The sequence below is a fragment of the Paucibacter sp. KBW04 genome (genome assembly GCF_003852425.1).
Taxonomy (GTDB): Bacteria; Pseudomonadota; Gammaproteobacteria; order Burkholderiales; family Burkholderiaceae_C; genus Paucibacter_A.
Genome location: NZ_QAJN01000006.1, coordinates 103,591 through 124,079, shown reverse-complemented (window position 1 = coordinate 124,079; position 20,489 = coordinate 103,591). Strand labels below are relative to the sequence as shown.

The 20,489-nt window shown below is 65.5% G+C and carries 18 protein-coding genes; 11 read left to right on the top strand and 7 right to left on the bottom strand.

Annotated features, from left to right (window positions below; genetic code table 11):
• The first annotated feature begins 6 nt into the window (after nt 1-6).
• From araH to DBR47_RS07970, 7 genes are all read left to right on the top strand, one after another.
• Complete coding sequence (araH, locus tag DBR47_RS08000) at nt 7-996, top strand: L-arabinose ABC transporter permease AraH (RefSeq protein WP_124448757.1); 990 nt, start codon at nt 7-9, stop codon at nt 994-996.
• Nucleotides 997-1,066: 70 nt separating this feature from the next.
• Nucleotides 1,067-2,233 (top strand): SIS domain-containing protein, encoded by a 1,167-nt coding sequence (locus tag DBR47_RS07995; protein WP_124448755.1) that lies wholly within the window; start codon nt 1,067-1,069, stop codon nt 2,231-2,233.
• Nucleotide 2,234: 1 nt separating this feature from the next.
• Nucleotides 2,235-3,188, top strand: coding sequence for an ROK family protein (locus tag DBR47_RS07990; protein ID WP_124448753.1), 954 nt, complete (start codon nt 2,235-2,237; stop codon nt 3,186-3,188).
• Between the two features lie 24 nt (nt 3,189-3,212).
• The gene (locus tag DBR47_RS07985; protein ID WP_124448751.1) at nt 3,213-4,505 is read left to right on the top strand and encodes a D-tagatose-bisphosphate aldolase, class II, non-catalytic subunit; all 1,293 of its coding nucleotides are present in this window, start codon (nt 3,213-3,215) and stop codon (nt 4,503-4,505) included.
• A gap of 68 nt (nt 4,506-4,573) precedes the next feature.
• Entirely contained in the window at nt 4,574-5,341 is a 768-nt protein-coding gene (agaR, locus tag DBR47_RS07980; RefSeq protein ID WP_124448749.1) for a transcriptional repressor AgaR, read from the top strand.
• Between the two features lie 14 nt (nt 5,342-5,355).
• Nucleotides 5,356-6,468 (top strand): N-acetylglucosamine-6-phosphate deacetylase, encoded by a 1,113-nt coding sequence (gene nagA / locus DBR47_RS07975; RefSeq protein WP_197046937.1) that lies wholly within the window; start codon nt 5,356-5,358, stop codon nt 6,466-6,468.
• A gap of 276 nt (nt 6,469-6,744) precedes the next feature.
• Nucleotides 6,745-11,016, top strand: coding sequence for a hypothetical protein (locus DBR47_RS07970; protein ID WP_124448745.1), 4,272 nt, complete (start codon nt 6,745-6,747; stop codon nt 11,014-11,016).
• A gap of 543 nt (nt 11,017-11,559) precedes the next feature.
• On the opposite strand, the gene DBR47_RS07965 is transcribed toward DBR47_RS07970, so the two are convergent.
• The 7 genes from DBR47_RS07965 to DBR47_RS07935 all read right to left on the bottom strand — a co-directional run bounded on the left by DBR47_RS07965 (nt 11,560) and on the right by DBR47_RS07935 (nt 16,622).
• Complete coding sequence (locus tag DBR47_RS07965; RefSeq protein WP_124448743.1) at nt 11,560-11,913, bottom strand: copper-binding protein; 354 nt, start codon at nt 11,911-11,913, stop codon at nt 11,560-11,562.
• Nucleotides 11,914-11,940: 27 nt separating this feature from the next.
• A complete protein-coding gene (locus DBR47_RS07960; RefSeq protein WP_124448741.1) occupies nt 11,941-12,423 on the bottom strand; it encodes a DUF411 domain-containing protein in 483 nt (160 codons plus the stop codon).
• 62 nt (nt 12,424-12,485) lie between these two features.
• Nucleotides 12,486-13,019 carry a cupredoxin domain-containing protein gene (locus DBR47_RS07955; RefSeq protein ID WP_124448739.1) on the bottom strand — a complete coding sequence of 178 codons (534 nt, stop codon included), beginning with the start codon at nt 13,017-13,019 and terminating at the stop codon, nt 12,486-12,488.
• Between the two features lie 16 nt (nt 13,020-13,035).
• The gene (locus DBR47_RS07950) at nt 13,036-14,454 is read right to left on the bottom strand and encodes a multicopper oxidase family protein (RefSeq protein WP_124448737.1); all 1,419 of its coding nucleotides are present in this window, start codon (nt 14,452-14,454) and stop codon (nt 13,036-13,038) included.
• A gap of 21 nt (nt 14,455-14,475) precedes the next feature.
• Nucleotides 14,476-15,903: a TolC family protein gene (locus DBR47_RS07945; RefSeq protein ID WP_124448829.1), complete on the bottom strand. Its 1,428-nt coding sequence runs from the start codon at nt 15,901-15,903 to the stop codon at nt 14,476-14,478.
• A 14-nt stretch (nt 15,904-15,917) separates the two neighbouring features.
• A complete protein-coding gene (locus tag DBR47_RS07940) occupies nt 15,918-16,286 on the bottom strand; it encodes a hypothetical protein (protein ID WP_124448735.1) in 369 nt (122 codons plus the stop codon).
• Between the two features lie 63 nt (nt 16,287-16,349).
• Entirely contained in the window at nt 16,350-16,622 is a 273-nt protein-coding gene (locus DBR47_RS07935) for a hypothetical protein (protein ID WP_197046934.1), read from the bottom strand.
• 223 nt (nt 16,623-16,845) lie between these two features.
• On the opposite strand from DBR47_RS07935, the gene DBR47_RS07930 reads away from it, so the two are divergent.
• From DBR47_RS07930 to DBR47_RS07915, 4 genes are all read left to right on the top strand, one after another.
• On the top strand, nt 16,846-17,223 hold the full coding sequence (locus DBR47_RS07930; RefSeq protein WP_124448731.1) for a hypothetical protein: 378 nt from the start codon (nt 16,846-16,848) through the stop codon (nt 17,221-17,223).
• Nucleotides 17,224-17,329: 106 nt separating this feature from the next.
• Complete coding sequence (locus tag DBR47_RS07925; protein ID WP_197046933.1) at nt 17,330-18,616, top strand: TolC family protein; 1,287 nt, start codon at nt 17,330-17,332, stop codon at nt 18,614-18,616.
• Between the two features lie 101 nt (nt 18,617-18,717).
• Nucleotides 18,718-19,302 (top strand): hypothetical protein, encoded by a 585-nt coding sequence (locus DBR47_RS07920; RefSeq protein WP_124448727.1) that lies wholly within the window; start codon nt 18,718-18,720, stop codon nt 19,300-19,302.
• Nucleotides 19,303-19,349: 47 nt separating this feature from the next.
• Nucleotides 19,350-20,483 (top strand): efflux RND transporter periplasmic adaptor subunit, encoded by a 1,134-nt coding sequence (locus DBR47_RS07915; RefSeq protein ID WP_124448827.1) that lies wholly within the window; start codon nt 19,350-19,352, stop codon nt 20,481-20,483.
• The last annotated feature ends 6 nt before the right edge of the window (nt 20,484-20,489 follow it).

Genomic DNA, 20,489 nt, shown 5'->3' with positions numbered 1-20,489 from the left:
TCAGCGATGACGACCACTTCTTCATCTCCCTCCCCCGGGGCCCACGCGGCCCCGGCCGGCCCGCGCTTCGCGCGCCTGCAGGAGCACAGCCTGACCCTGGTCTTTCTGGCCTTGTTCACCGCCCTGAGCCTGAGCGTGGACTACTTCCTCAGCGTGCCCAATCTGATCGGCCTGGCGCTCTCGGTCTCGCAGATCGGCATGGTGGCTTGCGCCATGACCTTCTGCCTGGCCTCGCGCGATTTCGACCTCTCCATCGGCTCCACCGTCGCCCTGTCCGGCGTGATCTGCGCCGTGGTCATCAACAGCAGTGACAGCATCGCCCTCGGCGTGGCGGCCGCCTTGGCCGCTGGCGCCCTGATCGGCATGGTCAACGGCCTTTTGATCGCCAAGCTGCGCATCAACGCCTTGATCGCCACCCTGGCCAGCATGGAGATCGTGCGCGGCCTGGCCTTCATCACCTCGGGCGGCCAGGCCGTGGGCATTGTTCGTGATGACTTCTTTGCCCTGGGCAGCGAGTTCTTCCTCGGCGTGCCCCTGCCGGTGTGGATCATGGGCTTGTGCGTGCTGGTGTTCGGCCTGTTGCTCAATCGCACGGTCTACGGCCGCAACACCTTGGCCATAGGCGGCAACCCCGAGGCCGCCCGCCTGGCCGGCATTCCGGTGGCGCGCCTGCGGGTCACCATCTTTTTGGTGCAAGGCCTGGTGGCGGCTGCGGCCGGCATCATCCTGGCCTCGCGCATCACCAGCGGCCAGCCCAATGCGGCCCAGGGCTTTGAGCTCAACGTCATCTCGGCCTGCGTGCTGGGTGGCGTCTCGCTGATGGGCGGGCGCGCCTCCATCTTCGGCATGCTGATCGGCGTGCTCATCATGGGCACGGTGCAGAACGCGATGAACCTGCTCAATATCGATGCCTTCTACCAATACGTGGTGCGCGGCGGCATCTTGCTGATCGCCGTGGCCCTGGATCAACTCAAGCAAGGTCGCGACCAGCACTGAATCCATTGCAAGAAGAACACCTGCTTTGCTCCCACCTATGTTTCTGACTCCTTCTTCATCGCCTTCCACCATGAGCCTTCCTCTTCTGACCCGCAGCCTCGCGCAATGGCAGGCCCTCAGCGGCCTGCACACCGCCGAGGAGATCGCCCATCAGCCCCGCCTCTGGCGCGAGCTGATCGCGAGCCTGGCCGCCCGGCAGAGCGAGATCGACGGCTTTCTGCAGCACTGGCTGCATGCGGCCGACAGCCTCCTCATCTTCACCGGCGCGGGCAGCTCGGCCTTCATCGGCGAGGCAGTGGCGGACGAGGTCAATCACCCATGGCCTTGCGAGGTGCGCGCCATCGCCACCACCAGCTTGCTGACCCATCCCAAGCTCTACCTCAAGCGCGAGCGGCCCACGCTGCTGGTGTCCTTCGCGCGCAGCGGCAACAGCCCCGAGAGCCTGGCCGCCGTGCAGCTGCTGCGCGAGCAGGTCAGCGGCTGCGGCTTTCTCAACATCACCTGCAACGAGCAGGGCGCCTTGTATCGCGAGGGGCAGGGTCAGGCCGACACCTTGAACCTGCTGATGCCCGCCGGCAGCTGCGATCGCGGCTTCGCCATGACCAGCAGTTTCAGCGCCATGCTGCTGAGCGCGCTGGCCGTGTTCTGCGCCGAACCCTGGCCGCTGCGCGAGCAGCGTCTGCTGGCCTTGGCCGAGCAGGGCGAGCAAGTCCTGCAGGCCACGGCCGAACGCCTGGCGCGCCTGGCCTTGTCGGAGCGCCAGCGGGTGGTGTTCCTGGGCGACGGCCCCATGGCCGCCATCGCCAAGGAAAGCGCGCTCAAGCTGCTGGAGCTGACGGCCGGCCGGGTCGTCGCCTTTGCCGACACCTCGCTGGGCTTCCGCCATGGCCCCAAGTCCTTGCTCAATGCCGAGACCTTGGTCCTGCTCTACACCAGCGGTGACGCGCATGCTCGCCGTTATCAGCAAGACCTGCTGGACGAGCTGCGGCGCGATGGCGTGGCCGGTGAGGTGCTGGCCCTGGGCCCCGATCAGGCAGGCTTTGCTGCGCCCGATTTCTGCCTGCCTTCGCTGGCTGGTGGTGATGCTTGGCAGGCCTTGCTGGGCCTCTTGCTGGCCCAGCAGTACGCGCTGCATCGCTCGGTCGCGGTGGGCGGTACGCCAGATAACCCCTTCCCCGGCGGCACCGTCAATCGCGTGGTGCAGGGCGTGACCATCTACCCCTTCAAGAACAGCTGAAATGAGCCAAGAAACCCTGCTGGGCATCGATGTAGGCGGCAGCAAGATCGAGCTGGTGGCCTACCGCGTGGCGGCCTCTGGGCCGCAGGCGATGGAGGCCGTGTTCCGCAAGCGTGTGGCCACACCGACCCAGCAGCTGTCGGCCTTTGTGCAGGCGGTGGCCGAGCTGGTGCAGGAGGCCGAGGACGCGCTGGGCCTGCAGGCCTGCGCCGTGGGCATCGGCTTGCCCGGCCTGCGCGACGGCCAGACCGGCTTGCAGATCAGCAGCAACGTGCCCTGTCTGCACAAGCAGCCGGTGGTGGAGCTGCTTGAGAAGCGCCTGGTTCTGCCCGGGCAAAACCGCCGCCTGGCCTTTGGCAATGACTGCCAATGCTTTGCCCTGTCGGAAGCCCATGGCGGCGCGGCCGCGCAGGCGCGCAGCATGTTCGGCGCCATTCTTGGCACCGGCGCGGGCGGCGGCTTCTGCGCCGATGGGCGCTTGCTGCGCGGCGCCCAGGGCCTGGCCGGCGAGTGGGGCCATATGGCCGTGCCGGCCCGTCTGGCCCTGCATTACCAGCTGCCCCTGGTGGCCTGCGGCTGCGGCCTGCAAGGCTGCCTGGAAACCTATGTGTCGGGCAGCGGCATGCGGCGTCTGCACCAGTTCTTCACCGGCAAGATTTGCGAGCCCGCGGCCATTGCCGCTGCGGCCGAGGCCGGTGACGCCGGGGCCCGCCACACCCTGGACTGCTACTTCGATCTGCTGGGCTATGGCCTGGCCCAGTTGGTGCTGGTGCTGGACCCCGAGGTCTTGGTGCTGGGCGGCGGGCTCTCGCAAATGCCGCTGATGTATCAGCGCCTACCCGGCGCGATGCGGCCGCATTTGTTTGCCCAGGTTCAGCCGCCGCAAGTGTTGCCGCCGCGCTTTGGTGACGCGGGTGGCACGCGCGGCGCAGCCTTGCTGGTCTTGCCTTCTTAATCTCACTCATTCTCGAAGAACGCCATGTCCTGGATCCTGCAACAACTCGCCGCCCACCGTGCCGGCCAAGCCCTGGGTATCTACAGCGTCTGCTCGGCCAATGATCAGGTCTTGCTGGCCGCGCTCAAGCATGCTCAGCGTCAAGGCAGCCCTGTCTTGATCGAAGCCACCTCCAACCAGGTCGATCAGTTCGGCGGCTATACCGGCATGCGGCCGCAGGAATTCCGCGCCCATGTGCTGGCGCTGGCGGCCACGGTGGGTTTGGCGCCTGAGCAAGTCATCCTGGGTGGAGACCATCTGGGGCCGAACGCCTGGCAGCATCTGCCCGCCGCGGAGGCCATGGGCCATGCGCGCGATCTCATCAAAGCCTATGTGGATGCCGGTTTCGAAAAGATCCATCTGGACTGCAGCATGCGCTGCGCAGACGACCCGGCCGTTCTGTCGGACGAAGTGATCGCCGCCCGCTCGGCCGAGCTGTGCCAGGTGGCCGAGCAAGCCTATGCGCGCGGCAGCCAGACGGGGCCCGCACCGGTTTACGTCATCGGCACCGAGGTGCCGGTGCCGGGCGGCGAGGTGGGCGAGCCCGATGTGATCGCCGTCACCCGCGTGGCCGCGGCCCAGCGCACGGTGGCCGTGCACCGAGAAGCCTTTGAAGCCCGGGCCTTGAGCAAGACCTGGCCCCGCGTCGTCGCCCTGGTGGTGCAGCCGGGCGTGGACTTTGACCACAGCCGCATCTTTCATTACCAGCCCGAGGCCGCGCGTGAGCTGGCTCAGCTGGCGGAGCAGGGCCTGGGCGGCCTGCTGTTTGAAGCCCATTCCACCGACTACCAGACCGAGGCCGCCCTGAGCCAGCTGGTGCGCGACCATTTCGCCATCCTCAAGGTGGGGCCGGCCCTGACCTTTGCCTTGCGCGAGGCCTTGTTCGCGCTGTCCGCCATCGAGCGCGTGCTCTTGCCGCCCGAGCAATGCGCCAATCTGCCCGGCGTGCTGGAAAGCTGCATGCTGGCCAGCCCCAAGCACTGGCAGAAGTACTACACGGGCGAGCCGGCCCAGCAAGCCTTGCTGCGCCAGTACTCGCTCAGCGACCGCTGCCGCTATTACTGGGGCCTGCCCCAGCTGCGCGCGGCCCAGGCCACCCTGTTGGCGAATCTGGATGCCAGCGGGATTCCTCTGCCGGTGCTCAGCCAGTTCATGCCGCTGCAATACGAGGCGGTGCTGCGAGGCGAGCTGCCCGTGCAGGCGCAAGCCCTGCTGCAGCATCAGGTCGAGCGGGTCATCGCCTCGTATGCGCGCGCCTGCGGAGAGCGAAAACCATGAGCGCCACTTCAGCGAAAGCGCCGGCAATCACGGCTAAAGTGCAGGCTCAGGTCGGAAACCAGGGCAGCATGAGGAATACCAATCAACGCAGGGAACAATTGCTCAAGCTCTTGATGGAGCAAGGCAGCGTGCAGGTCTCGGACCTGGTGCCGCTGCTGGGTGTGTCGGCCGTGACGATTCGTCACGACCTCGACCACTTTGAGCAACAGGGTTTGCTAACGCGCAATTACGGCGGTGCATTTTTCAATCCGCGCGGCACACCCGAGCAGGACATCCGTGAAAAAGACCATCTCAATCCCACGCTGAAGGAGCGCATCGGCGCACGCGCGGCCGAGATGGTTTTGCCGGGCGAGAACATCCTGATCGACTCCGGCACCACCACCCACAAGCTGGCGCGTTATCTGCGCACGGCCCAGGACCTGACGGTGATGAGCAACGGGCTCAATATCGTCGAAGAGTTGGCGCAGGCCGAGGGCGTGCAGGTCATGATCACCGGCGGCGTCTTGCGCAAGGCCTCGCAGTCCTTCCAGGGCGTGCAGGCCGAGGCCTCGCTGGCGGCCTATAACTTCGACAAACTGTTCCTGGGTGTGGACGGTTTCGATCTGCACTTCGGCATCACCACCCACAGCGAGCGCGAGGCCAGCCTGAATCGCAAGATGGTGGAGCGTTCGCGCCGCACCATCGTGATGACGGACTCCAGCAAGTTCGGCCGCGTCAGCCTGCATCGCATCATCGGCCTGGAGCGGGTGCAGGCGGTCATCACCGACGCCGGCATCAGCGCCGAGTACCGTGATGGCCTGCAGCGACTGGGCATCGAGCTGATCCTGGTCGATTGATGAGCCAAGCCCAAGTGCTGCAAGGCCGCATCCTGACGGCCCAGGGCTGGCTGCTCGGCCGCCTGTTCTTTGAGCACGGCCGCATCCAGCGTCTGGAAGAAGACGCGAGCGTGGCCGCCGATCAAATCATCCTGCCCGGCTTCATCGACCTGCATGTGCATGGCGGCGAGGGCGTGGACATCATGCGCGGCGGCGACGCTGCCCAGCATGTGGCGCGCGCCCATGCCCGCCACGGCACAACCGCGATGCTGGGCACCACCATGACGGCCCATGCGGCCGAGATCGAACGCGCCTTGCAGGGCCTGGCCGGCGCCATCGCCCAGCGCGACCCGGCCGGTGCACGGGTCTTGGGTGTGCATCTGGAAGGGCCGTTTCTCAACCACCGCCGCCTGGGCGCGCAGCCGCCCCTGGTGGTGCAGGCCACGCTCGAAGGTGTGCAACGCCTGCATGCCATCGCCCCCGTCAAGGTGCTGACCCTGGCGCCCGAAGTCAGCGGCCATCTGGCCCTGATCCCCGCGCTGTGTGAAATGGGCATACGGGTGCAGCTGGGCCATAGCGCGGGCACGTATGAAGACGGCCTGGCCGCGCTGCAAGCCGGTGCGGCGGGCTTCACTCATTTGTTCAACGGCATGACGCCGCTCAACCACCGCGACCCCGGCATGGTGGGCGCGGCCCTGGCCCATGCGGAGTTTGCCGAGCTGATCCCCGATCTGCACCATGTGCACCCCGGCGCCTTGCGCGCCGCCATGCGCTGCATCCCCAAGGCTTATGGCGTCACCGACGCAACGGCAGCCACCGGCATGCCCGACGGCGAATACGCCTTGGGCTTGCAGCGGGTGATGAAGTGCTTTGGCTGCGTGCGCTTAGTGCTGGGCGATTCCCTGGCCGGCAGCGCCCTGACCATGGACCAAGCCTTGCGCAATCTAGTCTCCATCGGCCTGGACCTGGCGGACGCCTCGCGCCGCTTGTCCCAATACCCGGCGGAATACCTGGGCTTGCAGGACGAGCGCGGCATCTTGCAGGCTGGCGCCTGGGCCGACTTGGTGGTGATGGATGCTGAGTTGCAAGTGCGCAATGTTTTCGTCGAGGGATCTGCGATCGACTTGGCCGGGTCGGGCGTGGCCTAGTCCAGAGCAACTGGGTGGTCATTGAGCGTCAGCGGCGGCAATGTGCTCTCAGCTGAAGTTAGTCAAACTTCGGTAACAAGCTGCTCGGAGTCCCTCTCCGCCGGTAGAGCGAGCGACCACTTTTTCCTCACCGGGCAACCAATGGACAGCGGCAAGTTTGACCGCTGCACAGGAAGAAATAGCACTCGACGTTCGTAGGCCGCCGATTCAATTCGGAGTGTTTTCATGTGACTAAACTGCTCCCGCATAAAGCAGATACAAACAGCGGAGGGCAAATTGGCCTACTACGATCTGAATCGACGTTTTGCCGAGCGCGAAAGCTACGACCAGCACGAACTCGTCGCCGCGCAACTGCGTGGCAAGCAAGTGGCGTGGGCCAAGGTGATCGAGAACCGCGCCAGCGTCATCGTTGCAGCAGCGAACTTTGGGAAGACCACCGAAATGCGCCAACAGGCGGCGCAACTCCGTGCGAATGGCGAGACCGCCGTGTTCGTCGCGCTGCGCCAACTCGCGGATCGCGGCAGTCTCGACAAGGCACTGACCGGCGATGACCGCGACGCCTATCGCGCGTGGAAGGCCTCGCCAGGCGGCCCCATCACGGTGTTTGTCGACTCGTTGGATGAGGCCGCCGCCGGCAAGGCCGAAAATATCAGCCACCTCGTCGGCGACGTTGCCGACGAACTGGGGTGGCCTAACGAGTATGTTCGGTGGGTGATTTCGACTCGGCCCGCTGTCCTCACTGCAGACATCTTCGAGAAGCTCTCGGAGTTGCTTTCTAAGTCGGCCTCGAAGACTGTCGGAAGCTCGGGCGGACCAAGTGGTCTTGGTACTGGCGGTGCGACCAGCGTAGCAGTGGAAGCCGAGGCGCCGGTGCCGCTACGCCTGTTTTCTATGGCCCATCTAGAAGACCACCAGGCTGCCCTGTACCTTACCGGGCGATACCCAGCACTGGATGCCAAGCAATTGATCGAGATTGCCAGTGAGCGTGGCTTGTCGGGCTTCGTTCGCAGCCCGGGCGGACTGGACATCCTTGCGCGCATCGACTTGGTGGCCAGTCCGCCGGAATCCTTGACCGAGGTGTTCGAGCGCGTCGTGAACGCCATCGGCACCCTGCGCGGGGCTGACCATCGGCTAGTTGACGCCGGCATCCCTGAACTGGAGGTCCTGACCAGTGTGGCTCAGCGCCTTGCCTCTGCGTCGGTCGTGTGCCAGCTGGTGAATATCGAAATGCCCGAAGCGACCCTGGCTATTCCTAAAACGGCCTTGTCAGCACGGCTGATTGCGTCACCGATGCTTCATGAGGCGGGCATCAAGGCCCTGTTGAACTCCCAGCTCTTCATCGACGCCGGCTTCCATCAGGTCAAGGTCTATCCCGACGAGCTTGCGCCGTTCCTCGCGGCCAAACGCCTCGCCGGCCTGGTGGCCTCGCCGGACCAAGCGGAGCGGCTCCTCGAGAACTTCAGCTGGGCTGCGACTAGCGGCGAGCAAGGGGTGCAGCCTGCCTTCTTGCCGATGTTGGGATGGCTCGCCACGCTGAACGCGCATTGCCGCGAGGTCATCCTGCAGAAGGATCCGCAGGCGTTAGCGTTCTTCGGTGACCTGCGCAATCCGGCCGTCCCGACCAAAGCTGCACAGGACGCTTTGACGGAGAGCATCAAGCGCTTGGTGGAAAAGGGCGACCACATCGGCCGCACTAAGTTCCGGTTGACGTCTGAGAACTTCTGGCAGGCTGGGCCAGACCGATTGGCCGGGACCATAGCGAGCCTGTACGACCAATACCAGGACAATTACTGGGCGCGCGACGTCCTGCTCGACATTGCTACCGCGTGCAAGATCGAGCCATTGCGGGCGAAACTTCTCAAGCGTCACGGGTCTAGGTTTGACCGCGTTCTCTCCGACAGCAAAGACGTTGGCTACTTCCTTGCATTGCGCAGGCCCGTCGATCTTGCAGCACTCGCGTCCGCTGCGGTGGTTAGTACCACTGTGCGCGAGGGCGTCGTCAGCCTCCTGTTGCTTGAGCTGGGATGGCGCCATTTCTCGCCCCGTGATGTCGCCGAGATGGTCGACAACCAGTTCTTGGCCGGACCGCGCGGCTTCCAGCTTACCTACTCTCTCGAGAAGGGAAGCATGCTGGCCGATGCAACGGATGGCCAGCTGTATCAATTAGCGCGTGGGCTCGTTGTGCGCATGGTGAAAAGGGAGGTGAAGCAAAGGCGAAATCGCGAGGATCAGCAGTACGTCGACCTCGTTGCCAAGGTTCTCGGAGCCTTAGTGGCGAGGACGGATGGCGCCCTGGCGGTCAAGGTCGCTCGCCTCTACCGCGTCTTGACTCGAGGAATCTACGATCGCTACTTGGAGAGCAGCGCAATCGAAGAGCTGAGGTCAGCAGTAGAGGCGAATGTCGCCGTACGCCTCGCGTTGCTGCGGTCGACCGTTCAAGGGCAGCTCAATGACGACGACCTGTTCCAGGCAGTTATTGGCTTCCGCCGGCCCTGTACCTACACACCCGAGGATGTTGTTCAGGTGAACGATGCGCAGCTCAGCCGCGTGTACGCAGAATGGCAAGGTCAACGCGCGAGAGCCATCGCACAGCAGCCGGTGCCTAAGCCAGTCAAGCCAAAGAGCGAGAAGCTCACTGTCGACGCGAAGGTGAAGCGGCAGCTTACCGAGCGCCTGAGCGCACTGGCTGACGGGACGGATACTCGGGCACTCGAGTGGATCGCCGGGTGGCTGCTTCAGACGAATCGCAGCACCTCAAGAATTGGTGAGGTCGACTTCGAGGCGTTCGAGAAGGCCGCCGGCGCGAAGATTGCTGCGGCTACCCGACAGGGCATGAGTCGCCTGTGGCGCGACAAGGCCCCGACCTTCAAAGAGAGTGAGCCGAATTCTACTTTCCACATCACTGCGGCCGGTCTGCAGGGTCTCAAGCTTGAACTTGCGGACGGGACAGTGCTTCCCGTCCTCACTGAATCTGAGGTGCGCCGAGCCCTGCGTTACGCGCTCCTCGAAATCAACGGCTATCCGAAGTGGTTTTGGGCCCTCGTAAAGGCATATCCGGACGTTTCGGTTCATGAGTTGGTATCAATCGCGGGCGAGGCAGGGAACGGCGCTACGTCCAGGGAGCACGCCGAAGAGCTGCTGGCATCCATTCCCGACGCACCTGCACCGGTCCAAGAAGCACTCGCAGGCCTCGCATGGAAGCACCTGATACGCGTGAAACCATCCGCCGACTACGTTGAGGATCGGTTGCTGAAGGCGGCTCTGTCGGTGCGAGGCAAGGTCCCGCAAGATGACTTTGAGCGCTTGGCGCTTCACAAGATGAAGGCCGCCTACTGCTCGCCGCTGCCTGACTCAGTCGACGAGCCCCTCCGCGCGCAGCGCAAACATGCGCTGACCTGGGCCACCCGCTGGTTAATTCAGCGTCCGTTGCGGTGGCGCAATGCCGTCAACGCCTGGGGGCCGGTGGACCCGCTGGCCGTCAAGACCTTTATCTTTGACCTTGCCGCTGCGTTCGGTCGTGACCGCGAGGGCATCGCGGGGCGAATTGCAATGGAGAGCGACCACGGCATCATGGCGCTGGAGGACCTGTACCTATGGACGAGGTGGGCAGTCGACCCGAAGGATGATGTGGACAGACCGGCTGGTGTTACCTACAGCCCTGGCCCCAGAGACAACGCAGAGCGATTCCGCGGCGTAATCATCAATGGGATCGCTGCTGCTACTTCTCAAGCGGCGTACAGCGCGCTGGAACGAATCCGGCTGGCGCTGCCCGCCGACGACTTCACCATTGAGTACATCAAAATGAAGCAGTTCGAACTTCGTGAACGGCAGCTCACCCGGGAGCCCCTTGCGCAAGTGAACTACGCGAAGTTCGAGGAGAACTTCCGTGGAGATGTCACCGGTACGACCGCGTTCGCCATGGCCGTGCATGCTGACCTTCGTGCCGTTCAGTACGACGTCGAACGCGGCGAGCACAGCCTTCGCAGCTTCTTCAGCGAGGTCGACTTCACGCGAGTCAACAAGAAGGGAGAGGAAGGCAAGAAGGCGGGCTTGGCGCTGGAAGCGCACTTCCAGAAGCTCCTAGCCAGCGAGCTGAACCATCATGCGCGCGCGCGGTACTCCGTGACCGTCGAATCCCACACCGCCGAGGCGAAGCGCCGGGATATCCTGTGCAGCAAGGATGAATGGCGAGCCTCTATCGAACTGAAGATGTCCGAGCGCTGGACGTTGGCCGACTACCTCGTCGCGCTGGAAAGCCAGTTGGTTGGCCAGTACATGCGCCACCGAAAGGCGACCACCGGCTTCCTGGTGCTGGTCTTGCAGACCAAGGGGCGCTTGTGGACTATCCCGGGCTCGAAGAAGCAGCTGAACTTCCAGCAGGTCCTGGCGATCCTGACGGATAAGGCGCAGCAGCTAGAGGCCAGGGACCGAACGCTCTACCTACGCGTCATCGGTATTGATGCGACGACGCCGGAAGATTTCAGGGCAGGCAGCACGGAAAGCCGTGCGAAAAAGACCATTTTGACTAAGAACAACAAGAAGACATAGTGATTGCAACAGGTCGGAACGGACCACTCAGGGACGCCCGAGGCGAGGCCATGTACATTTTGAGCACAATGGCTGCGGCGCCTTGTTAAGCGACCGACCGAATAAGCATGCGGCGTCCGACCCCGATGACCGCTTGGTCTCAGACAGCGCTAGTTGGGCTAGCGGGTACGAGCTACTGCAGCCGCTGCGCTGCCGCCCTTCGCCGTTGACCTCGAGCTTCGGCTATGGGCATTTTGCTGCCGGTCATTCTTGACGCCCGAACGACCTGAACCTTCGAGCACCGCCACGGGCAGCCCTCCTCAGCAGCACATATTCCAAGGATAGGGCGCGATCCAACTCAAGGGTAGCGCGGGAACGCCGAGGTTGTCCCCGCATGCAAAAGGTGCTGATGCATGTATCGGCTTGACGTTGGGAGGGCGCCAAACATTGGCAAGACCCTCCAGAACTCGCCACAACGTGTTTCTGCCGACGCCCGGTGAAACTTCGTCGGACTGTGGCGCGACCCGCGACTAGCTAGGTGCCTTACACGGGTCGAGCCCCGCCTCAGGGCTTTTGCAACTGCGTCACCACAAACACGCCCTCGATGCGCGCCGCATCAAAGCGGATCTTGTCGCCCACCTTGAGCGAGTTCAGCAGCGCCTCGTCTTTCAGCACAAACACCATGGTCATGCCGGGCATGGCCAGGCTTTTGATGGGGCCGTGTTTGATGGTGAGTTTTTTGTTCTCCACATCGATGCGGCGGATCTCGCCATCGGCCAGCTCGGCCGTTTGCGCTTCAGTGGCCGACGCGGCCACAGCGGGCTGGGGCGCGGGCATGGTGGCATGGGCCAAGCCGGTGAAAATCATGGTCAGGGCCAGGCCCAGGATCAAGCTCGATTTCTTCATCTTTGTCTTCATGGCAGTTCTCCGAATTTTGTTGGGTGTTCAGCGATAGCTTTGGTACACGCTGGCGCTGCCGTCCTTGGCCAGCAGGAGCACGTCGTAGGGGTCTTTTTGCTTGCCGTACTCGGGGCCGTCCATGCCGGGTGATCCGATGGGCATGGCGGGCACGGCCAGGCCCACGGCCTTGGGGCGCTCCTTGAGCAGGCGGTGGATCTCGCGTGCCGGCACATGGCCTTCGATGGCATAACCACCGATCAAGCCGGTATGGCAGGAGCCGTACTGCAGGCCCACGCCCAGGCGGGCGCGGGCGTCGGTATTGCCTTCGTCGCGGCTCTGCACCCGAAAGCCATTGGCCTCCAGATGTTTGATCCAGTCATTGCAGCAGCCGCAGCTGGGGCCTTTCCAGACCTGGATCAGCGGGGCCAGGGCTTTGCTCTTGGACTCGCTGGCCAGGGCGGGCGCGGCCAGCAAAAAGGCGCTGCCGGCCAGCAGCAGGCGGCGACGGGTGGGGGTGTGCTTGAACATGGGGTTTTCTTTCATTTGCTTGATGGCTTGCTTGCTCGCTTGCATGCAAGCAGAGCAAGGCATCAATGTGAGTGCGTTTTGCCTGAGGCTTGGGCCTTGACGATCACCTTGCCCACCATGCCCGCCTGGTAGTGGCCGGCGATCAGGCAGGCGAAGTCGAACTCGCCGGCGCGGTTGAAGGTCCAGACGATCTCGCCCGTCTGGCCGGGCGCGACATGGGCCATATAGGGCTCGTCGTGCTCCATGCCGGGGTGCTTGAGCATCATGGCCGCGTGCGCGTCCAGTTGCGCCTTGGTGCCCAGCACGAATTCGTGCATCACCGCGCCCTCGTTCTTGATGCGCAGGCGCAGGGTCTCGCCCTGTTTGACTTCCAAGCGATCCGGGCTGAAGCGCATCTGGTCGTTCATGCGGAAGTTGACGGTGCGGGTGGCGGCCTGGGCCGGGGCGGCGATGCCCCAGTCCGTCTGCTCCAGGCGCAGCGGCTGGTCTTGCGCGTGCGCCTCACCGTGCGCTTGTGAGAGCGAGGGCAGGGCCAGCAGGGGCAGGGCGAGCAGGGCGGTCGCGGCCAGGCGTTTGGCTTTGAATGAGGTGTTCATGGGCAGCTCCTTCTCGTCAATGATGATCGTGGCCACTGGGCTTGCGCACCTTCAGTTCGGTGCTGCTGGCCGCTGGGTTTTGCTGGGGCATGGACTGCTTGCTTTGGCTGTTAGCTCTGGCGCGGGTGGCGTCGGGCAGAGCGCCTGTCCACTCATAAGCCACCTGGCCGGGTGGGTGCTGATACCAGGCGGGGTTGCTGTAGTCGCCGGGCTTTTGATCCTTGCGGACCTTGAGCACCGAGAACATGCCGCCCATCTCCACCCCGCCAAACGGGCCTTGGCCCGTCATCATGGGCAAGGTGTTGTCGGGCAGGGGCATGCTCATCTCGCCCATATCGGCCATGCCCCGCTCGCCCATCACCATGTAGTCGGGCACCAGTTTGCTGATCTTCTGGGCCAGGCCCGTGTGGTCCACGCCAATCATGGTGGGCAGGTCGTGGCCCATGGCATTCATGGTGTGGTGGCTCTTGTGGCAATGAAAAGCCCAGTCGCCCAGTTCATCGGCCACAAACTCGACTTGCCGCATCTGGCCCACCGCCACATCGGTGGTCACCTCGGGCCAGCGCGCCGTCTTGGGCACGGGGCCGCCATCGGTGCCGGTGACCATGAACTCATGGCCGTGCAGATGGATGGGGTGGTTGGTCATGGTCAGATTGCCCACCCGTATGCGCACCTTGTCGCCCAGACGCACATTGAGCGAGTCGATGCCGGGGAAGACGCGGCTGTTCCAGGTCCAGAGGTTGAAGTCCGTCATGGTCATGATCTTGGGTGTGGCCGCACCGGGGGCGATGTCGTAGGCGCTCAGCAAAAAGCAAAAGTCGCGGTCCACCTCATCGATCAGCGGGTGGCGGCTCTTGGGGTGGGTGACCCAGAAGCCCATCATGCCCATGGCCATCTGCGTCATCTCGTCCGCATGCGGGTGGTACATGAAGGTGCCGGGCCGGCGCGCGGTGAACTCGTAGACAAAGGTCTTGCCCGGTTGGATGGAGGGCTGGGTCAGGCCCGAGACCCCGTCCATGCCATTGGGCAGGCGCTGGCCATGCCAGTGCACGCTGGTGTGCTCGGGCAGCTTGTTGGTGACGAAGATGCGCACCTTGTCCCCCTCAACCACCTCGATGGTGGGGCCGGGGGATTGGCCGTTATAGCCCCAGAGGTGCGCCTTCATGCCCGGGGCCAGCTCACGCAGCACGGGCTCGGCCACCAGATGGAATTCCTTCACCCCTTGGTTCATGCGCCAGGGCAGGGTCCAGCCGTTCAGCGTCACGACCGGTTTGTAGGGCCGGCCATTGGGCGGCAGCAGCGGGGCCATGGTGTCGGGCGAGGCTTGCAGCACCGGCTCGGGCAGGGCGGCCATGGCCACCTTGGAGACCGCGGTGGCCGACACGGCGGCGCTGACGGCGCCCGCGCCCTTCAGAAGATTGCGTCGATTCAACATAAGGTGTTTGTTCCTAATTTCTTAGTGGCCTGCGGGCGCGGCGGTGCTGGCGCTGCCGGCGGCCTCAGCGGGGCCGCTGAGGCTGGGCTTGCCGATCAAGGCCATGTCCAGGTCGGCGCGCGCCGTCCAGTAGTCGCGCTGGGCGGCGATGGCGCCCATCACGCTGGCCATCTGGCTGCGCGCGTCGGCCAGCAGCTCGAACACGCTGATGAACATGCCGTTGTAGCGCAGCAGGTTCTCGTCCGAGATGCGCTTGGCCGTGGGCACGATGTCGTCGCGGTAATGGCGGGCAATGTCATAGCTGCTGCGCATGCCCAGATAGGCCTCGCGCACCTCGGAGCGGGCATCGACCGCCACCTGTGCGGCGCTGTGCAGGCTTTGCATATACAGGCTCTCGGCCCGCGCGACACGGGCGTCGCCCCAGTCGAACAGCGGCAGCTCGATGCTCAGCTCATAGCCGGTTTGATTGGGCGCCTCGTTGGAGCTGTTGTTGATCAGGCCCAGCTCCAGCACGTTGACGAAGCGGGTGATCTTGTTGAGCCCCAGATTGCGCGCCATCGCCTCGCTCTGCTGCTTGGCGGCCTGCACGTCCAGGCGTTGAGCAAAGGCTTGTTGCTCGATCTCGGGCTGCTCGCGAATGTCGCCCGGCAGATCGGGCAGGCGCTCGGGCAGCTTGAGCGCCTGGGTTTGCGCACCCCAGAGGCCTAGCAGGCGGATCAGGCGCTCGCGCGCCGAGTTGGACGCCTGCTGGCCGCGCGCCAGATTCAGCACCGCCTCGGCGTAGAAGGCGTGCTCGCGGGCTTGCTCCAGCTTGTTGATGTTGCCGGCCCTGGCCAGGCGGCGAGCCATCTCGGCGCCGGCATCGGCCGCTTCCCTGACCTGCTCCAGATAACGCAGCGTCTGCTCGGCAGCGGCGGCGCGGTAAAAGGCCTTGCGGGTCTCGGCCGCCAGGCTCAGCATCTGCTGCGAGGTGTGCAGCTGCTGGGCGGCAAAGCGGCGCTGCTCCAGCTTCTGGTTCAGGGGCAGGGTGATCAGATGGCCCAGGTCGAAGGAGATGGCGCGGTCGATCTCACGCTCGCCGCCTTTTTTGCTGCGGCCAAAGCTGAAGCCCGGATTGGGCAGGCGGCTGGCCTGCACCAGCTCCGCCTCGGCCAGGCCCAGTTCCTGAAATTTGGCTTGCAGGCCGGGGTTGTTGAGCAGGGCGATTTGCACCGCGCTGTCGGCCGTCAGCTCCGCGGCCAGCAAGTCGCTGACGCGGCGGGCGATGCTGTCCTGGCTGGCGGCGTCCTTGGCCACGGTCAAGTCCTGACCCAGGTGTTGGCGGGCCGCTTGCTGCACCGGGCCCAGGCCACGGTCGGCGCTGAGGCTGGCACAGGCACCCAGCGCCAGGGGCAGGCTGGCGATCAAGAGCAGGCGGGGCGCACGGGCCAGGGCTTGTGGGAAACGCATGGGGGATGAGAGCCTCATTTCTTCACCTCGGCGTCGGGCTTGTGATGGTGATGTTGCTGCTGCTGGGCTTGCGCCGGAGGCGAAGCGGTTTCGGCCTCGCTGGCATAGGCCCGCCAGCCACCGGCGCGCCTGACCTCTTCGTTGACGAGGGGCCAGGCGGCAGGCGTTTGCTCGCGCATGGGGCGGTAGGTTTTGAAGGCCGAGCGGTAGTGCAGGGCCGGCACGGCGGCCTGCGGGTTCAGGGCTTGGGCGGGGCTCAGAGGCTCGGGGGCGTTAGGCGGGCAGGCGCTGGCCAAGGTCGGGCTCGCAAGGGCTGCGACAGCAACGACGATGAGCACAGAGTGCAGCGCCCGACCCGGATGCTCCAGGAAGGCGGATGACATGGCAAGACTCGCAAAAAGAGTGGCAAGACCGTGCAGACCGAAACTCGGCTGCACGGCAGGACATCAGAGGCGAGCCAGCCGAGGCGGTCGGTCGATGCCGCCGGTCATCACCCGTTCCAGGCCGCGCGGAAGGCTGGAGCTGAGGGCTTGGTGCAAGGGCATGACAGCCAGCGAGGGCATGCCGCTCATCAGGGCGGCAGCGCTGCAGCAGGAGGCGCAGGCACTGCATTTGCCGTGACCCTGGCTCTTGGCCGGGTCCATGTCCGAGGACTGCGCATCACCCTGTTGCGCATGATGCGCGTCAGCCGCTTGCGCGTGGTGATCGTGCGAGCCCATGTGTCGGTCATCTTGGGGCGCTGAGGAAGAAACCGGTGCGCAGAAAAGCATGGCTTGCGCCGCGAATCCTTGCACGGGAAGCGCCAGCGCCAATAGGCAGGCCAAGGCAAATTGCACGAATCGGTTCGTCATGACGGGCAAAGTGTACGCCAGAAGTTTTTCGCGCCGAGGCAAAGGCCGCCCCCCCTGCGAGCCCTCTGGCTTTGCCCTTACACTGCCGCCCATGCGCCGCCTGCTGCTCATTTTGCTGATGCTGATCATGACCACCCAATGGACTTGGGCGGCCGTGGCGAGCGCCTGCCAGCATGAGTCCGGCCAGGCCTCGCGCCATATCGGGCATCACGAGCACAAGCATGAAGGCGCGGTCGGCAGCCTGCTTGAGCTGGGCGATGCCGATTCATCTCAGCCCGATGCCAAGAGCCTTTTCGTGCTCGACGCCGACTGCGCGACCTGCCATGTCGGTGTGCTGGCCTTGCTCGCACCCGGTGACGCACTCGCACCGGCGCTGATGCAGGATGCAGCGTTGACACCGTATCGGCGCTCCATCACCCACGGCGTGCCCGAACGCCTGATTCGCCCTCCGCACGCCCAAGCCTCCTAAGCGGCGAGTTTGAACTCGCCTTCGCTGGCGGGCTCATGGTTTGAGCCCGCTGTGTCGGACCTCGTCTGCAGGTCCGCCGCAAGCAGGAGTTGCTTGGATGTTTTCGATGAATTTGAAGTCCCGCTGTGCGCGCAAGCGCCTCGGGAGGCAGGCCTTTGCCTGCGCCGCGCTGAGCTTGATGCTCGGCGTTAGCCTGAGCCGGGCCGAGGCCCAGCCCATCACCCTGAGCCAGCTCTTTGAGCAGGCCTGGACCTTGCAAGCCGAGGCCGCCGCTGCGCCGGCCCGGCAGCAGGCCGTGGCGGCGCGCCGCCAGCAGGCGCAGGCCTGGACGGCCGATGCGCCAAGCGTGGAGCTGGCGGCCAAGACCGACCGCTTCATCGGCCAGGCCCAAGGCAGCCGCGAGTACGAGCTGGGGATGCAGATCCCCTTGTGGTTGCCGGGTGAGCGCGGCCGCAGCCAGGCCTTGGCCGAGGCCCAACAAGGCGCGCTGGACAGCCGCTTGGCGGCGGCCCGGTGGCGCTTGGCGGCGCAGGTGCGCGAGGCCTGGTGGCAGTGGCAGTTGCAGCAGCAAGACCTGGCCCTGGCGACGGGGCGCTTGCAGGCCGCGACGCAGCTGAACCGCGATGTGGCGCGGCGCGTGAGCGCCGGTGAGCTGGCCCTGGCCGATCAGCACCAGGCCGAATCCGCCCGCTTGGCCGCCGAGCTGGACTTGCAACAAGCCCGGCTCGGCGCGCAAGCGGCGCATCAGCAGCTGCTGGCCTTGGGCCTGCAGCCGGGCCAAAGCCTGGCGGAGCTCGCTGAGCCGAGTGAGGCCTCGCTTGAAGCCAGCACTGCGCCAGAGCCCAGCGAGGCCGTCCCGCCCGAGCACCCGGCCTTGGCCGAGTTGCGGGACAAGCTGGGCCTAAGCGAGCGCGCCAGCGCCTTGCTCAAGACCCAGGACCGGGCCAATCCGGCCCTGCGCCTGGCCACCACGCGGGAGCGCGGCGGCTTTGGCGAGCCCTTCAATCAAACCCTCACCCTGGGGCTGAGCATTCCGCTGGGCTCGGCGCCGGCCCAGCGCTCACGCCTGGCCAATGCCCAGGCCGAGCAACTGGAAGCGCGCGCCTTGTTGCAGCAGCAGGAAATGCAGCTGCGGGCCGAGCTGGCCCAGGCCCGCTTGGGCTTGCAAAGCGCCCAGGCCCAGGCCGACTTGGCCGCGCGAAGAGCGGCGCTGGCCCAGCAGACGCGGGGCTTTTTCGCCAAGTCCTTCGCCCTGGGTCAGAGCGATCTGCCCATGCTTTTGCGGGTGGAGCAAGAGGCCTTCGAGGCCCAGCGCCAAAGCCAGCGAGCGGGCCTGCGCCTGCAGCAAGCCCGCTCGGCCTTGCGCCAGGCCTTGGGCTTTTTGCCGAGCTGAAGACCGCTGCTAAGGACCCGCTTGATCTGCCCGCTTGATCTGCTCGTTAAGCGGCTGGGTCGGGTCCGCCCAATCTGTTTCAAATATTCGAGAGTTTCCCCATGAAATTTCCAAGCCTCTCCCGCTCGCTGCGCCGGCCCCTGCTGTGCCTGAGCTTTCTCTTGCTGCTGCCCGCCAGCGCGCCATCGGCCCATGAAGGCCACGACGACGAAGCCAAACCCGCGGCAGCCAGTCCTGCGGCCCAAGGCCTGCCGCAACGCTTCAGCCTCAGCTCCGCCCACTACGAGTTGGTTGGCGTGCTGAGCGGCCAGGAACTGACGCTCTACCTGGACCATGCGGACGACAACCGCCCGGTGCAAGGCGCCCAGCTGAGCCTGAGCATCGATGGGCAAATGCTCAAGCCAGAAGCGCATGGCGAAGCCGGTGAGTTTGAGCTGGCGCTGGCCGCGCCGCTCAAGCCCGGCAGCCTGGACCTGAGCGCCGTGGTGCAGCTGGAGGGGCGCAGCGAGCAGCTGCAAGGAAAGCTGGAACTGCTGCCCCAGCCAGCCGCCGCCGATGAGGCCCAAGCCAAGCCGCGCGCCCGTCTTTGGTGGGCCGCCGCTTCGCTGGGCATCCTGGCCCTGGCCTTGCTGGCTTGGCGCAGCGCCCGCCGCGTCGGCGCGGGCAAGGCAGGAGCCGCCGCATGAAGCCCGCTCTGCAGCCCGCCGTGGCAACACCGAATCGAAAGACGCTGATGAAGAAGAACTTTGCTTTAACACCTTGCATGGGCTTGCTCCTGGGTCTCATGCTGGCCTGGCCCGCTGCCCCGGCTCTGGCCGGTGAAGGTCATTCCCATGACGAACCGGCCGCCAGCCTGCCCGGCCAGGGCCCGCAGCGTCAGGCCGACGGCGCGGTGTTTCTGCCCAAACCGGCCCAGCGCCAGATGGGTTTGCGCACCTTGCCGGTCCGCATGGCCGCGCTGCCACGCAGCGTGGAGCTGAATGCCCGGGTGGTGCCCGACCCCAATGCCGGCGGCCGGGTGCAAGCCATGGTGGCGGGCCGGCTGGAGGCGGGGCCGCAGGGCTTCCCCAGCCTGGGCCAGGCGGTGAAAAAGGGCCAGGTATTGGCCTGGTTGGAACCGGCCGCCGGTGCGCTGGAACGCTCCAGCCAGAGCGCCCAAGTGGCCGAGTTGCAGGCCGCCGCCGAGCTGGGCGAAAAGCGTTTGAAGCGCTTGCGCGAACTCAGCGACACCGTGCCGCGCAAGGAGATCGAGGCCTTGGAGGCCGAGCTGCAAAGCCTGCAGGCGCGTAGCCGCGCGCTGAGCGGTGGCTTGCAAGGGCGTGAGGCCTTGCGGGCGCCGGCCAGCGGGCTGATCGCATCGGCCAACGCCCATGCGGGCCAGGTGGTGGAGGCCAAGGAGCTGGTGTTCGAGGTGGTGGACCCGCAGCGCCTGCGCGTCGAGGCCCTGGCCTTTGATGCGGCCTTGGCCGGCGATGTGGCCGGCGCTACGTTGGCCCAGGGTGGCCAGCGCCTGGCGCTGGACTTTGTCGGCGCGGGCCTGAGCCTGCGCGACCAGGCCCTGCCCCTGTCCTTCAAGCCCAGCGCCAAGTCCTGGCCGCAGGCCACGCCTCTGGTGCTGGGCCAGACGCTCAAGCTTTGGGTGCAGACCCGCAGCCAGATTCAAGGCCTGGCCGTGCCCGCCGCCGCCTTGCTGCGCAACCCGGCCAATCAGGCCATGGTCTGGGTCAAGACGGCGCCGGAGCGCTTCGAGCCCCGGGTGGTGCAGGTGCAGCCCTTGGACGGCGCCAGCGTGGCGGTGACCGCCGGTCTGCAAGACGGCGACCGGGTGGTGAGTGAGGCCGCCAGCCTGCTCAACCAGATCCGCTGAAAGGGG

What these genes read in the sequence shown, in the direction of transcription:
- DBR47_RS07935 (WP_197046934.1), bottom strand. Translation starts at nt 16,622, where the DNA reads ATGGGCTCGCACGATCACCACGCGCAAGCGGCTGACGCGCATCATGCG.
- DBR47_RS07915 (WP_124448827.1), top strand. Translation starts at nt 19,350, where the DNA reads ATGAAGAAGAACTTTGCTTTAACACCTTGCATGGGCTTGCTCCTGGGT.
- DBR47_RS07920 (WP_124448727.1), top strand. Translation starts at nt 18,718, where the DNA reads ATGAAATTTCCAAGCCTCTCCCGCTCGCTGCGCCGGCCCCTGCTGTGC.
- DBR47_RS07990 (WP_124448753.1), top strand. Translation starts at nt 2,235, where the DNA reads ATGAGCCAAGAAACCCTGCTGGGCATCGATGTAGGCGGCAGCAAGATC.
- DBR47_RS07955 (WP_124448739.1), bottom strand. Translation starts at nt 13,019, where the DNA reads ATGAACACCTCATTCAAAGCCAAACGCCTGGCCGCGACCGCCCTGCTC.
- DBR47_RS07965 (WP_124448743.1), bottom strand. Translation starts at nt 11,913, where the DNA reads ATGAAGACAAAGATGAAGAAATCGAGCTTGATCCTGGGCCTGGCCCTG.
- DBR47_RS07950 (WP_124448737.1), bottom strand. Translation starts at nt 14,454, where the DNA reads ATGTTGAATCGACGCAATCTTCTGAAGGGCGCGGGCGCCGTCAGCGCC.
- DBR47_RS07945 (WP_124448829.1), bottom strand. Translation starts at nt 15,903, where the DNA reads ATGCGTTTCCCACAAGCCCTGGCCCGTGCGCCCCGCCTGCTCTTGATC.
- DBR47_RS07995 (WP_124448755.1), top strand. Translation starts at nt 1,067, where the DNA reads ATGAGCCTTCCTCTTCTGACCCGCAGCCTCGCGCAATGGCAGGCCCTC.
- DBR47_RS07930 (WP_124448731.1), top strand. Translation starts at nt 16,846, where the DNA reads ATGCGCCGCCTGCTGCTCATTTTGCTGATGCTGATCATGACCACCCAA.
- DBR47_RS07940 (WP_124448735.1), bottom strand. Translation starts at nt 16,286, where the DNA reads ATGTCATCCGCCTTCCTGGAGCATCCGGGTCGGGCGCTGCACTCTGTG.
- araH (WP_124448757.1), top strand. Translation starts at nt 7, where the DNA reads ATGACGACCACTTCTTCATCTCCCTCCCCCGGGGCCCACGCGGCCCCG.
- agaR (WP_124448749.1), top strand. Translation starts at nt 4,574, where the DNA reads ATGAGGAATACCAATCAACGCAGGGAACAATTGCTCAAGCTCTTGATG.
- DBR47_RS07985 (WP_124448751.1), top strand. Translation starts at nt 3,213, where the DNA reads ATGTCCTGGATCCTGCAACAACTCGCCGCCCACCGTGCCGGCCAAGCC.
- DBR47_RS07960 (WP_124448741.1), bottom strand. Translation starts at nt 12,423, where the DNA reads ATGTTCAAGCACACCCCCACCCGTCGCCGCCTGCTGCTGGCCGGCAGC.
- DBR47_RS07925 (WP_197046933.1), top strand. Translation starts at nt 17,330, where the DNA reads ATGAATTTGAAGTCCCGCTGTGCGCGCAAGCGCCTCGGGAGGCAGGCC.